Annotated in this window: 11 protein-coding genes; 8 read left to right on the forward strand and 3 right to left on the reverse strand. The window is 53.6% G+C overall.

Annotated features, from left to right (window positions below):
* Positions 1–111 precede the first annotated feature (111 nt).
* Genes ACMGDE_RS11960 through ACMGDE_RS11975 form a run of 4 tightly spaced genes read left to right on the forward strand, consistent with a single transcriptional unit; the run spans position 112 to position 7510 of the window.
* On the forward strand, positions 112–3414 hold the full coding sequence (locus tag ACMGDE_RS11960; protein ID WP_436833018.1) for a TonB-dependent receptor: 3303 nt from the start codon (positions 112–114) through the stop codon (positions 3412–3414).
* Positions 3415–3442: 28 nt separating this feature from the next.
* Positions 3443–5086 (forward strand): RagB/SusD family nutrient uptake outer membrane protein, encoded by a 1644-nt coding sequence (locus tag ACMGDE_RS11965; protein WP_436833019.1) that lies wholly within the window; start codon positions 3443–3445, stop codon positions 5084–5086.
* A 7-nt stretch (positions 5087–5093) separates the two neighbouring features.
* Entirely contained in the window at positions 5094–6590 is a 1497-nt protein-coding gene (locus ACMGDE_RS11970) for an arylsulfatase (protein WP_436833020.1), read from the forward strand.
* A gap of 20 nt (positions 6591–6610) precedes the next feature.
* A complete protein-coding gene (locus ACMGDE_RS11975) occupies positions 6611–7510 on the forward strand; it encodes a glycerophosphodiester phosphodiesterase family protein (protein ID WP_436833021.1) in 900 nt (299 codons plus the stop codon).
* On the opposite strand, the gene ACMGDE_RS11980 is transcribed toward ACMGDE_RS11975, so the two are convergent.
* Complete coding sequence (locus tag ACMGDE_RS11980; RefSeq protein ID WP_436833022.1) at positions 7507–9774, reverse strand: glycoside hydrolase family 20 protein; 2268 nt, start codon at positions 9772–9774, stop codon at positions 7507–7509. The genes ACMGDE_RS11975 and ACMGDE_RS11980 overlap by 4 nt on opposite strands.
* Positions 9775–9894: 120 nt before the next feature.
* Between ACMGDE_RS11980 and ACMGDE_RS11985 the strand changes: the two genes are divergently transcribed.
* Together ACMGDE_RS11985 and lipA are read left to right on the forward strand one after the other, a co-directional pair.
* On the forward strand, positions 9895–10731 hold the full coding sequence (locus ACMGDE_RS11985) for a glycoside hydrolase family 16 protein (RefSeq protein ID WP_436833023.1): 837 nt from the start codon (positions 9895–9897) through the stop codon (positions 10729–10731).
* Positions 10732–10741: 10 nt separating this feature from the next.
* Positions 10742–11623, forward strand: coding sequence for a lipoyl synthase (gene lipA, locus ACMGDE_RS11990; protein WP_436833024.1), 882 nt, complete (start codon positions 10742–10744; stop codon positions 11621–11623).
* A gap of 26 nt (positions 11624–11649) precedes the next feature.
* Here the strand turns inward: lipA and ACMGDE_RS11995 are convergent, their stop codons facing one another.
* A complete protein-coding gene (locus ACMGDE_RS11995) occupies positions 11650–12531 on the reverse strand; it encodes a bestrophin family protein (RefSeq protein ID WP_436833025.1) in 882 nt (293 codons plus the stop codon).
* Positions 12532–12660: 129 nt separating this feature from the next.
* Here ACMGDE_RS11995 and ACMGDE_RS12000 point away from each other — a divergent pair, with 129 nt between their 5' ends.
* Positions 12661–12831, forward strand: a complete 171-nt coding sequence (locus ACMGDE_RS12000; protein ID WP_436833026.1) for a hypothetical protein — start codon at positions 12661–12663, stop codon at positions 12829–12831.
* Positions 12832–12834: 3 nt separating this feature from the next.
* On the opposite strand, the gene ACMGDE_RS12005 is transcribed toward ACMGDE_RS12000, so the two are convergent.
* Complete coding sequence (locus ACMGDE_RS12005) at positions 12835–13467, reverse strand: DUF6266 family protein (RefSeq protein ID WP_436833027.1); 633 nt, start codon at positions 13465–13467, stop codon at positions 12835–12837.
* 291 nt (positions 13468–13758) lie between these two features.
* Here ACMGDE_RS12005 and ACMGDE_RS12010 point away from each other — a divergent pair, with 291 nt between their 5' ends.
* Positions 13759–14652, forward strand: coding sequence for a Fic family protein (locus ACMGDE_RS12010; RefSeq protein ID WP_436833028.1), 894 nt, complete (start codon positions 13759–13761; stop codon positions 14650–14652).
* Positions 14653–14656 lie beyond the last annotated feature (4 nt).

Genomic DNA, 14656 nt, shown 5'->3' on the forward strand with positions numbered 1-14656 from the left:
ATCGTTTCGAACTAACTTTAATGAACTCCAAAACATCACAAAGATATGTTTTTCCATTCGTTTGGAAAATGGATTGCACAGTCGTCCGTTTTTTCAAAATTTCTTCTGATCATGAAACTGGTTCACATCATGCTCTTGCTCTCCGCCATGCACGTGAGTGCCCGTATGGTTGCGCAACCCGTTACGCTTAGCGAACAGCACATACCTATTGGCAAACTTTTCGAAAAAGTCCGGGAACAAACCGGCTATGATTTTTTCTACGACTCGCGCCTGCTGAGGTCGGTTAAGCCGCTTTCGGTAAATTTTCGTAACACGAGCCTCGAGGAAGTAATGAAAACCTGCCTGGCTGGTACAAATCTCACCTTTTCCATCGCCGATCGTGCTGTGGTCATCAAGGCAACATTTCCGGGCACCCAGGGGGAGTCGGCCTCATCAATTCAGCAAACCATTACGGGTACCGTGCGTGATGAGGAGGGGCATCCGCTATCCGGCGCGACTGTCCGCCTGAAGGGCACGTCTACCCTGACCGTGACGGATGCCGATGGCCGCTATCGCCTATCCAACGTCGGTGACGACGCCACCATCTCCGTCTCCTTCACCGGGTTTCTGGAGCAGGACCTGGCCATTGCGGGACGGAATACGATTGACATTGTACTTCGCCACCAGATCATCGAAATGGACGATGTGGTCGTGGTCGGCTATGGTACCCAACGCAAAGCGGACGTGACCGGTGCGATCGCCGCTGTGGAAGGTAGCGAACTTGCCCGCGCCCCGGTAGCGACGGTAAGCGGTACCTTGGGCGGGCGCGTGGCGGGTGTAATCGCTCGCAATAACTCGGGCCGTCCAGGCGCCGATGCCTCCACCGTCCGCATCCGCGGCATCAGCACCACCGGAAACGCCGCTCCGCTGGTCTTGGTAGATGGGATTCCGATGGATTATAACTTGGTGAATGTTGACGACATCGAGAACCTGACCGTGCTGAAGGATGCCGCCGCCGTTGCGCCATACGGTCTCGCAGGGGCTAACGGGGTTATCCTCGTGACGACCAAACGCGGGAAAGAAGGCCGTTTTTCATTTACCTATAATGGGTACTATGGCGTGCAGACCCCTACGGCTGTCCCGGATTACCTCGATGCGTACCAATACGCGACGACGCAGAACCTGGCGAACGCCAACGTCGGAAATCCCGAGCCGTATAGCGAAGACGTCCTCGAACGCTACCGCTCGGGCTCGGATCCTGACCGGTACCCCGATACCGACTGGGCAGGGCGTCTCATCGAAAGGCATACGCCGATGACCAAGCATACACTCTCTTTCACCGGCGGCAGTGATAAAATCCGCTTTTTCGGCAGCGGAGGTTACCTGGGCCAAGAAGGTGTAGCCAGCACCATCACCTTCAAACGCTACAACGTGACCACCAATGTAGATGCTGACGTCACGAAAACCACTAAGTTCCTGATTGACTTCAATGCTGCGGCGACCAACGAAAACGCCCCGGCGGCGATTTCGCCGGACGGGATCTTCAACTATGCCAAGGAAACCCCGCCCATCAATCCCATGGAATTCAGCAATGGCCTGCCCGCCCACTCCATTTTACCCGCTATCTATGAAAGCGGTTATAATCGCCAGCGCGATTACCTGCTGAATTTCCGTAGCGAAATCGCCCAGACGGTGCCCTTCCTGCCGGGACTGACGCTCAGGGGGGTGTTTGCCTACCGCAAGGGATTCGACACGAACAAAACCTGGTCCCTCCCCCTTACCTTTTACGGACTCGACAGTGAAAACAATTTCACCGAACAACGCGCTGGCCCCAACCTGCCTACGTTGAATCAGGAAGTAGACGAGTATCATGCCCAGACCATACAGCTTTATGCGACGTATAAAAAGGTCATCGGCCAACATGGCATCGACGGCTTGGTGGTCTATGAAAACCGCACGGGACGGGATGCTTCCCTGATGGCGGGCCGTATCAACTATGTGGTAAGGCTCGACGAAATCTCCCAAGGGAGCAGCAATCGCGCCGATTATAACAACAGTGGCTCTTCGGCCAAATGGGCGCAGGAGGGTTGGGTATACCGGCTGAACTACGCCTTCAAAGACCGTTATCTCCTCGGCGTATCGGGCCGGTACGATGGTCACTATTACTTTGCCCCGGGCAAACGATATGCCTTCTTCCCGGCAGTATCTGTGGGATGGCGGCTTTCAGAAGAGAATTTCCTGCATGAACGCGTGGATTGGTTGAACGAACTGAAAATCCGCGCTTCGCATGGCAAATCGGGCAACCTAGCCGGTTCGGCCTTCCAATACCTTACTGCCTATGGCCTGCGATCCGGGTATGTGTTCGGCGGTGCGTCGCCGACCCAGGTACAGGGCATCTATGAGCAGGCACAGGCCAACCCCAATATCACGTGGGAAACCGCGATCAAGACCGATGTGGGGGTAGACGCGACCTTCCTCGGCAACCGGCTGACCGCCGCCTTCGATGTTTTCTACGAAAGGCGCTCGGGCATGTTATTGAACCCTACCACCGCCGTGCCCGCAGAATATGGCATCGGCATCTCACAGATCAACGCGGGTGAGATGAAAAACAGGGGACTGGAATTTTCGCTCGACTTCAAGCACCAGACACGGGGTGGGTTTACCGTGAACCTCGGAGGCAATTTCTCCTATGCCTCCAACGAACTCGTCCAGACCTTCGAAACGGCGGCCACGTACAACAGTCCCAATCGGCGACGCACCGGAATGCCCTGGAATACGCGCTTCGGGTTAGCAGCGGAAGGCCTGTATCAGGTGGATGATTTCGACGGGGAGGGCAACCTCCTGCCGGGACTTCCCGTGCCGACCTATGGGAAAGTATATCCCGGTGACATCCGATACCACGACGTTAACGGCGATAGCGTGATCAACATCAGTGATGAAACGGCTATCGGAAAACCGCAGTTTCCTGAAATCATCTTCGGGCTCAATACGCATTTTGCTTGGAAAGGGTTTGATCTGAATGCACTGTTTCAGGGAGCAGGCAACACGAGTTTACTGCTCGAAGGGGAACTTGCCCACCCGTTTTACAACGGGGCGACCATGGCGGTCTATCAGCTCGACTATTGGACGCCAGCCAATCCCGATGCGCCCTTCCCGCGGCTCACCCCTGCACCGGTCACCAACAACCAAGAAATATCATCATTCTGGATCCGGAACGGCACCTACCTGCGGTTGAAGACGCTGGAGCTGGGCTATTCGATCCCCCCTTCCGCCTTGGCAAAATTATCCATCAGGCAGGCCAGGATCGCGCTGTCCGGACAGAACCTGCTGACATTCTCCGCCTTTAAACAGGTAGACCCCGAACTGAGCCAGAATAGGGCGCGCTACTATTTCCAGCAGAAAGTGTATACGGTAGGAATCACATTGGGCTTTTAATTGATTTTTCAACATCAGTAACTACGTCATGAAACAGAAAACATACCGCTACATCATCTTAATGACCGCTGCATGCCTCGCCGCGTGCAGCGAGCGGGAACTGGAAATAACACCCACGGACCGGCTCAGCGACGCCGTAATATGGGAATCGGCCGAAACGGCTACCCTCGTGCTGAATGATATTTATGATGCCTTGAATGCAGGGCCTATCGTGTCTACCTGGCTGTACTTGCCGAGCCAGATCAGCAACGACCCACTGGAAAACTTCACAGACAACACCCTATCCGGTCCCGTAGCGGGTATACCATCGCGCGAGAAATTCGAAAACAACAGCTACGGCCCTTCCAATGCGCTTTTTGACCGGACGTGGGAGCGCATGTATGCCAACATCCGGAAATGCAATCTCTTCCTGGAGAAAATGGAAACCGCCAAGATCGACGAAGCGCAAAAGAAGCCGCTTATCGCCCAAGCTCGCTTCCTTCGGGCGCATTTCTACAAGACCCTGATCGATCTCTACGGCGGTGTGCCGCTCATTACCGATGTCCTCGATAACAACACGCAGGGAGACAGCATCTACCGCGCGCGCAACACCTACGAGGAATGCATCGCGTTTCTGGAAACGGAAGCCGACCTCGCGGCCGCTGAGTTGCCGGACACCTGGGGTGGGCCTGATATCGGCCGTGCCACCAAGGGTGCTGCCCTGACGATGAAGGGAGAATCCCAGTTGTATGCCGGATACTGGGAAAAAGCCGCGGCGACCAACCGAGCCATCATCGAATCTGGCGTTTATAGTCTGTTTCCTGACATCAACACCCTGTTTGCTCCGGAGAATGAAAACAACTCGGAAATCATCTTCGATGTGCAGTACGCTCCCGTGATCCGCTCCATCCGCACCCACCAGTACTGGGGGGCCATCTGGGTGCAAAAGGGATCGGGCTGGGGAGCCATGGCCCCTACGCAAAACCTCGTCGACGACTATGAGTTTCTCGACGGAAAAACGGCTTCCGAGGGTTCGGCGCATTATGACCCCGCACAACCCTATAAAAACCGCAGCAAGCGCTTCTATGCGAACATCCTATACGATGGCTGCACCTGGCATGACCGAACCTATTACACCCGCCTGGGCATCCCGAACAACTTCAATGAGTTTACACCGTCGGTCACCGGAAATGGAAATCCTTCGGGGTACGGCATGCGGAAATTGCTGGATGCTACCCTGATGCCCCTGCCGGATAACCTGAACGGCAGCAACGCCGTCATCTACCGTTATGCGGAGGTCCTGCTCAACTACGCCGAGGCACAAAATGAGGCGGTAGGACCGGACGCGTCCGTATACGCAGCTATCGACGCCATCCGGGAGCGTGCGGGACTTCCTAAATTGCCCGTCGGGCTTTCCCAGGCAGAAATGCGTAGCCGCATACGCCGGGAAAGACGGGTCGAACTGGCCTTCGAAGGCAAGCGCTTCTTCGATCTCCTTCGCTGGAGAATCGCGGAATCCGTGTTTTCGAAACCCATCAATGGCATGAAAATCACCGGAACAACGGGCAACCTCAACTATGAGGTGACACGCATCAGGCAGGTGGTCTTTGACCCGAGCAAAAACTACCTGATGCCCATCCCGCAGACGGCCATCGACAGAAATCCGAAACTGATACAAAATCCAAACTACTGATTACCCCATGAACAGGAAAAAAAATAGGATCACCTGGATGCTGGCCGGAATGGCCAGCATCATCCTGCACACCGCCGCCGCACAACCCGCTACACCGCCGAATATCGTATTCATCCTCGCGGATGATCTCGGATATGGAAGTCTCGGTGCATACGGCCAACAGCTCATCCAAACGCCAAACCTCGATAAGTTGGCGAAACGGGGCATGGTATGGACCGATTTCTACGTGGGTCCGGTATGTGCCCCCACCCGGGGCGCCCTCATCTCCGGGATGCACCTCGGCCATGCCTATGTACGAAATAACCTGGAATTGGGCGGATTCAGCGATGACGAGGAATTCGGGCAGCTGCCCCTGCCGCCGAATGGATATACCTTGGGGAAGGTGCTTCAGACCGCAGGATACACCACGGCCCTCTTCGGCAAATGGGGCCTCGGCGGACCGGGAAGCGCTGGTGTGCCCACACAACAGGGATTCGACCTGTTCTATGGTTACCTCGATCAAAAGCAGGCCCATAACTATTACCCCACCCATCTTTGGCGGAACAACGTGCGGGAAGCCCTGCCCAACCGGCCTTTTGCCTCGCATCAGCCGTTTCCCGAAGGTGGTGATCCGAACGATCCGCACGCATATGATGCCTACCGGGGCGAGGTATACTCCGGGGATACGCTTACGGGCGAAGGCATCCGCTTCATCGAGAACCATCGGTCAAAGCCGTTCTTTCTCTACATGGCCTACACCATACCCCATATGGCATTGCAGGTGCCCGAGCGGGCACTTGACCCCTACCTGGGCAAATTCGAGGATAAGCCTTACCTGGGACCGGGATACCTGCCCAACCGCACACCTCGCGCCACGTATGCGGCGATGATTTCCTTACTGGATACCTATGTCGGGCAACTCATGGAAACGCTGGATCGGTGCGGGCTGACGGAAAACACCTTGGTCATCTTCACATCCGATAATGGCGCAGCCACAGGAGGGGGCGCGGATCCCGATTACTTTAATTGCTCCGCACACCTAAGAGGGCGCAAGGCATCACTTTATGAAGGGGGAATCCGCGTTCCTTTCATCGCCGCCATGCCCGGCACCATCCCCGCAGGCACACGCACCGCGCAGGTCGGTGCCATTTGGGACATGCTGCCCACATTTGCCGAGCTGGCCGGTCAGTCCGTCACCGGCGAGGTGGATGGGGTATCGTTATGGCCGACGCTGCGGGACAAGGCCGACGAGCAGGTGCAGCATCCGTACCTCTATTGGGAGTCCCACGGCCGAAATGGCAAACAAGCCGTCCGTTTCGGGCGCTGGAAAGTGCTCCGCAAAGGCACCAAACAAGCCGACGGCAGCCATGTATATGAAGTTTATGACCTAGAAAACGATGAGAGCGAACAGGTCAACGTGGCAGAACGCCATCCCGAGATCATCAGCCGGGCGGCGGCGTATATGGAATCCCGCACGAGGGGCGTATTGCCCGAATGGAACTATGACTCACCCGTAAAACGATAACGCATTAACAACCCATGAATATGAACAAGATCACCGTGGCCTGCATCGCCATCACCGCACTGCTGCTGCCTCCCGCCTTACACGCCCAGCAATCGCTGCATACCCTTAGCTTCGCCTCTGCGGACGAATTGAAAGCATTCTTCCGCTACGACCCTCAACACGCACCGCTGATCAGTGCCCACCGGGGTGGCGGCGGTGTGGGTTTTCCCGAAAATTCGGTCGTGACCTTCGAGCATACGCTCCGCCATACACCGGCCATCATCGAGATCGATCCCCGCTACACGAAGGACAGCGCTATTGTGCTGCTCCATGACGATACGCTCACCCGCATGACCACCGGTTCCGGCCGGGTGGCCGACCATACCCTGGCGGAGCTGCAACGGCTGTATCTCTTGGACAGAACTGGCAAAACGACCCCCTTCCGCGTGACAACGCTTGATGAGGCATTTGAATGGGCTAAGGGGAAAACCGTGCTCGTACTCGACCAAAAGGGTATCCCCGCCGTCGAAAGGGCCAAACTGATTGCCGCACACCGCGCGCACGCATACGCCATGCTTATTGCCTATACCCTAGCGGATGCCAAGGCCGTATATGCGTATGATCCCGATATCGTGATGGAAGTGTTTATCCCCGACAGGAAGGCGTTGGAAGCCTACCTCTCCAGTGGCATCCCCACGGAAAACCTGGTTGCTTTTGTGACGCAAACAGAACCCAAGGACCCATCCATCTTCGAGGCGCTCCACCAGCGGGGGATACGGGCCATGCGAGGTACATCCTTCGCACTCGATCGGTTGTATAAGGCTGGGAAACTCAATCGGGGACAGCTGCATAAAGGCTACCGCGATCTGATCGGCTCCGGGGCGGACATCCAGGAAACGGATCTGCCCATCGAAGCGGGGCATGCGCTGGTCACGGACTAATACACCACCACTTCATCCGTGAGCAACAACGCATTTTGCACATTGTTCGCCACGATGCGTACGTAACGCGCCGTTTGTGTAGTATCGAACTTAACTTCGTAGGTTTTCGCGATCGGGAACCGTTCCTGTGGCGACACGTCGTTGATCACGGTGCCCGCCTCGCGGAAATTTTGGCCATTGTCGGACAGCAATACATTCACTTCGCCCGGCTGGTAGGCCTTGACGCCCGGATCTTGGAGAAACGTGATGGACACGGTATTCAGCGCCTCCCGCCTTTCAAAATCCACCGTGACGTCAACATTGTTGGCAAAACCCTGCCATTGGCCATCGTCAGGATGTTCCCCTCCTTTTTGCCCATTCAATAGGGTACTGTCTTGCTTGGCGACAAAGGCGCTATCCCATTTCGTTTGATAGGCGATGCTTTTGCCGATGGCCTTGTGCACATCTGCCTTCGCCTCGGCGATGGGTCCCACCCGCGTCGAATCGATGAAATAAGCCGCTTTGACCACCGAAGGCACGGCCAATTCGATGGGCTTGGCGTATAAGGGCGATTCAGCATTTGGCTCCTGGCCGTCGGTAGTATACCGGATACCCGGTTCAACCTGTTCCGTGGCCATGGAGATGGTATTGGTCAACGTATCAGCATTGAAGCCGACCGTGATATTCACCTCATAAGCCGGCCGGTAATAGTTGATGCCCAAGCGCTGAAATAATTGATAGTGTTGCTGTAGCCGCGCCGAGAAATCCTCCCAATCGCGGTCGGCAGGCGCCGACCATACCACCTCTGCCAAGGCCAGTGCTCGGGGAAAAGCCATGTATTCCACCTGATCCGTGGTGGGCATGTATTCCGTCCAGACATTGCCCTGCGCACCCAAGACATGCTTCGTCTTGTCACCCGCAATGCCGCTGGGTATGGGCTCGTATGCGTACACCTTGCTGAGCGGTATGTACCCGCCGATGGCCTCGGGTTCCGTGCGGGGATTGCCCTGATAATAGTCGAAATACAGGTAGGAGTTGGGTGTCATGATCACGTCGTGCCCGGCATTGGCCGCGTCGATACCGCCTTGCTCCCCACGCCAGCTCATCACCGTCGCCCCCGGTGACAGTCCGCCCGCCAATATTTCATCCCAGCCGATCAGCTTCCGTCCGTACGACTGCAAAAGGCTATCCATGCGCTTTACCACATAGCTCTGCAGTTCGTCCACGTCCTTTAACCCTTCTTTTTCCATCAGCGCCCCGCATTTCGGACAGGTCTTCCATGCTTCCTTATTGGCCTCGTCACCGCCGATGTGAATGTATGCGGACGGAAAAATGGCAACGACCTCGTTTAACACGTTGGAGAGGAAGGTAAACGTTTCCTCGTTGCCGATGCAAAATTCGCCCTGTTTATGGGATGTACCTGTGCAGGACAAGTGGGGATAAACCGCCAGCACTTCATCCGAATGCCCCGGCATCTCGATCTCAGGAATGATCGTGATCCCCTTTCGCGCCGCATAGGCCACCAATTCCTTTGCTTCTTCCTGTGTATAATATCCGCCACTGGCATTGGGGTGGCCTTCGTCCAGGTACTGCTTTCCATTCTGCCACCAATCCTTCCATGCGGTATGCGTGCGCCAGGCCGCCGTTCGGGTCAGCTGGGGATACCGCTTGATCTCCAGCCGCCATCCCGGTCCATCGGTCAGGTGCCAATGGAACGTGTTGAACTTATAAAGCGCCATGACATCGATGAATTTCTTCAGGAAGGATACCGGATAAAAGTGTCTGGAGACATCGAGGTGCATCCCCCGATAACCGAAACGCGGTCTATCCTCGATCAGTAGGGCAGGGAGCTTCCCGCCATCGGGTTGGGTGTATGCCAATTGCAGGAGTGTCAACACCCCATTCAGCATCGCAGCAGGTTCATGCGCGGTGATCGTGATACCACTGGTGTCGACCACCAATCGGTAGGCATCTGCTGCCAATCGGTCAATGTCTTGCGCTTGAACCAACCGCACCCCTGTCTCCGGAATGCGCTTATGTGATTTGATGCGCTCGACTGGGGCAAACGTAGCGTAGGGATGATCGTCTAGCAACTCGGCGACCGCTAAAAATGGCTCAAAGGCAGCGCGGGAAGTCAATGTGGGAAATGCATAAGTTCCTTCGTGAAGTTCCACCATATTAGGCTGGGGGATGATGGAAACCTGGTGCTGGCCATGGGCGGGCACCGCCGTGATGAACGGCACAACCAAGAAACCCAATATCGCCCAATGTGCATATTGAGTCATACGAATTTGTTTGTTTCTAAAGTATCTGTCACAAACATATTGAAAATGCTTAACTAATGCAATTATCTTTACCTTTGTGTAGCAAAAAATATGAACCGATACCTGACGATCCGCGCAACGATGAAACGAACCCTATTGATCTATGGCTTTTTTCTGACGGTCTTTCCAAGCATCGCTCAGCACGAGTATAGCTTTGAAAGCACCCCTTCCTGGTCTGACGAGTTTGATTACGAAGGGCTGCCTGACAAGAACAAGTGGGGTTACGACGTAGGCACCAAAAACGGCTGGGGCAACAACGAGTTGCAGTATTATACCGAAAACCGGCTCGATAATGCCCGCGTGAGCAACGGCATGCTGACCATCACCGCGATCGATGAGCAATATGAAGGATCTGACTACACCTCCGCCCGGCTAGTCAGCCGGGGCAAAGGCGATTTCCGGTATGGCCGATTTGAGGTAAGGGCCAAAGTTCCCCCAGGTCGCGGTACCTGGCCAGCGGTATGGATGCTGCCGACTGACTGGACTTACGGCGGCTGGCCGGCCTCGGGCGAAATCGATGTTCTCGAACATGTAGGCCATGATCAGGATGTCGTGCACATCAGCGTACATACAGAAGCCTACCATCACACCATCGGCACCCAGAAAACCGCCACGAAGGATATCGGCAATGCAACGACTGAATTTCACCTGTATCGCGTGGATTGGACCCCAAGGTATATCCGCGGGTACGTAGATGGCGTGCAGCTCTTCAACTTCCCGAACGAAGGCACGGGATTCCGCGAGTGGCCTTTTGACCAAAAATTCCACTGGCTCATCAACATTGCCGTAGGCGGGAATTGGGGTGGACAGCAGGGGGTGGACGACGAGGCTTTCCCGGCCCGCATGGACGTCGATTACGTACGGGTGTATGACCTCATCACACCATCGGATAGCTTGAATTTCCAGATTAATCCCTAACTTTGCCCTTATGATTGAACTCCCCGTGATCCCGGCGAACCAATTGCAGCGCAAGCCCGATTGGTTGCGCGTAAAGCTCCCCGTAGGCAAAGAATACCGGCATGTACGCGGACTGGTGGATGAGCATAAGCTCCACACCATCTGCGAGAGCGGCAACTGCCCCAACATGGGCGAATGCTGGGGAGCCGGCACGGCCACGTTCATGATCTTGGGCAACATCTGCACGCGCTCCTGCTCATTCTGCGCCGTCGCCACCGGACGGCCGCTGGCAGTCGATTGGGATGAGCCCAACCGCGTAGCTCAGTCGGTGAAACTCATGCAGGTCAAACACTGCGTGATCACCTCGGTAGACCGGGACGACCTGAAAGACGGCGGTTCGACCGTCTGGGCCGAGACCGTGAATGCCATCCGCCGCGAAAGCCCGGATACCACACTGGAAACCCTCATCCCTGACTTCAAAGGCAATTGGGAAAACCTGGAACGGGTACTGGCCGTACGGCCGGAAGTCGTGTCGCATAACCTCGAAACCGTACGTCGCCTCACCCGCGAAGTGCGCATACAGGCCAAGTACGACCGCAGCCTCGAATGCCTGCGCCGCATCTCCGCAGCTGGCCTACGCACGAAATCGGGCATCATGCTCGGTTTCGGGGAGACCGAGGCAGACGTCATCGAAGCCATGACCGATCTGTATGAAGCAGGCGTGCACATCCTGACATTGGGTCAATACCTGCAACCCACCAAGGCGCACCATCCCGTGGTCGAATGGATCACCCCCGACCAGTTCAAGTACTACCAGGAAATCGGCCTGCGGATGGGCTTCAAATACGTCGAAAGCGGACCGTTGGTCCGCTCGTCCTACCATGCCGAAAAGCATTTGTTTGACATGCAGTAGCCGCCTCTTCCGGAATAGGCCATCCCTCAGCGGATGATTTCTTCAATGTGCTTCCGGATATTCTCGCCGATTTTCTCGATCGGTAAATCATCCGGATCTTCACCAAACGGATCCTCAATAGATTCCGCGATCAGCTCCAATGAAGCCATCACATAAAACACAAACGGCACCGCGGCCACCACGAAATACCCCATGGAAAACACATATCCCAATGGCAGCGTGAGCACATAAATGATGATGAATTTCTTGATAAACGAACTGTACGACCACGGTATCGGCGTATTCTTGATCCGCTCACACGCCCCGCAGATGTCCGTCAATGCCAGCAGCTCATTATTGATCACGATCAATTGATCGCCCGTAAGCACCCCATCCTTATACAATCGGTTGGTACGGCTGTACATCAGGGCAGCCACCTGATTGGGCCCATGTTTTTTAGCATCGAGCTGTTCAAATTCAGGATGATCTTTTTCATCCAGCATAAACCGCGTTTTATTCGAACGCAAGTGTTCAAACAGCGTGTGCGCATACATGGGGATGGTCTTCTCGAAAAAATCCCGGTTAGCCTCATCCTGCGGCGTGAGGAATGCATTCACCTTGATGGCCAGGTTGCGGCTCACATTCGTCAGCGCACCCCATTGCTTTCGGGCTTCCCACCAGCGGTCGTAGGCGGTATTCGTGCGAAACACCAATAGGATGGACATCACGAAGCCCAGCAGGTTATGCAGCATGGCAATGTTCTTGATCCAGCTCCGCTCGGAAAGTTTCAGGTATTCAAGCTCCCAATAAGCGATGCCCCAGGAGTACAATGCCACGAGCAGCAATAACGGGAACAACTTGCGTATCGTATCCGACTTTTGCAGCGTGAAGGCCGCATGAAACCAATCCTTTGAATTATAGACGATCATACTGCAAACATAGCGAAATATCGTTCAACTGGCGGGTTCCGACATTTCAAGATATCATCTTTTGCAAACATCACCTGTTTCTGGCTGTTATGCTTCTTGCGGCATATCCCGCACATAAAACACATGATCATGGACAGGCAAAAAAAAACAACGCCACCCGAGCGCGTGAAAAATGAGAAGCAGAAAAAAAATGAAAAGAAGCAGCAGGAACGCAAAATAGATGAGGAACTCGAACAGACGTTCCCAGCCAGCGACCCACCCTCCTATTCACAGCCGGGGAATGATAAAAGCGGCAAATAACGCTTACTCGATGACGCCGCAATACACGCTATCGGAGATTTCATCAAACATCGTATTCCGGAAAGCGGCGTAGACGTGGATAGGGTTTGTCTTCGCACGCAGCTGTTGCACCTCCAAGATGTCAACGCCTTCACGCCGTTCCGCTCCCAACTCCTGGAAATAACGGAACATGTTGCCGTCGTACAATAACACCACCAGTCGATCGGTCAACCCCCCACGGCCGGATTGCTCCCAGCGGATGGTCAGTTGGTTCCCCTCGCGTTCCACCGTACTATTCAGCGGCGGCTCTAATTTTCCCTTGGTAACCAACACTTTTTCGGGATTGACGAACGGTATCCGTTCATCGTCCAGGTCCACCGCATTTTTCCGGACGTAGGACTGCGCCAGCTGGAATGGGCCCACGCGGCTGCCCGGAGGAGCCTCACGCTGGTACCCGAATTTCACAAAGGGTTGGATAGGCCCGAGGAACTTGGAAACCACTTTCATCTTGGCCTGGTTTAACAGTTCGAGCTCGCTAAACGGTCTTTTACGCCTCCCCACAGACCGCATCACCGGCTGCCCGTTGAGCTCATACCCTACGACTGAACCTATTTTTCCGCTGAATGGACCGTTAATGCCTTGCTTCGCTATTGCCATATTGTGCTTTAGTTAATATTAATCCGAGAATGCCTTGCATCAAAGATAGGAATAAAAAAGTAAAAACAAAGTTTTTATAGTGAGTTAATGAAGGTATACCTTTATTAACCCTATGTAAATACACTATAAATACTTTGTATAACCTTCATTACTATTGGAGAGGGGTCAAGTTTGAATCGGGGAAGGGTCGGCTGACGCATGATGGGGTTAGGCTATTGCTGTTATCGGCAAAAAATTAAACTTTAAGGTATTTTTGTCGTATGTTTGCCGATAACGATCTGTAGAAAATGTATGACGTATATTTCAGTAAGTGAATTTGCGAAAAAATGGAACGTACCCGAAAGAACGATACGCCATTACTGTGCCACGGGCAAACTAAATGGGGCGTTCTTGACCGGGAAAACGTGGAATATCCCAGAAGATGCTACATTGCCTGAAAAAGGAAATAATAAAAAATTCAGCAACAATATATTGCTCAATCAGCTGAAAGAGCAAAAGGATATGAGACTGAAAGGTGGTATTTATCACCGTACGCAGATTGATTTGACTTTTAATTCCAATCGCATAGAAGGCAGTAAACTTACACAGGAGCAAACCCGTTTTATTTTTGAAACCAATACGATCGGCGCTTCCAAAGAAAGTGTGAATATAGATGACATTATTGAAACCTCCAATCACTTTCGTTGTATTGATTTAATCATTGATAAAGCAAAAGCAAAACTAACTGAATCATTAATTAAAGAGCTGCATTACCTATTGAAATCCAGCACATCCGATAGTAGAAAAGATTGGTTCAATGTGGGCGAATATAAAAAACTTCCTAATGAGGTTGGCGGTAATGAAACTTGTCCGCCTAAAGAAGTGGCAGCGAAAATGAACACATTACTTTCTCATTATCATAGCCTCGAAAAGAAAACCGTTGAGGATATCATGGACTTCCATTATCAGTTTGAAATTATACACCCTTTTCAAGACGGCAATGGCCGTGTCGGCAGGTTGATCATGTTTAAAGAATGTCTTGCTAACAATATTGTTCCGTTCATCATTGATGAAGATCTAAAGCTGTTCTATTACAGAGGTTTGCAGGAATGGAATCGGGTAAGGGAATATTTATTAGACACCTGTCTTACAGCTCAAGACAATTACAAAGCTATTCTTACGTATTTCGAAATAGATTTTGAGTAGAGAA

The sequence above is a fragment of the Parapedobacter brassicae genome, assembly GCF_051400755.1.
Taxonomy (GTDB): Bacteria; Bacteroidota; Bacteroidia; order Sphingobacteriales; family Sphingobacteriaceae; genus Parapedobacter.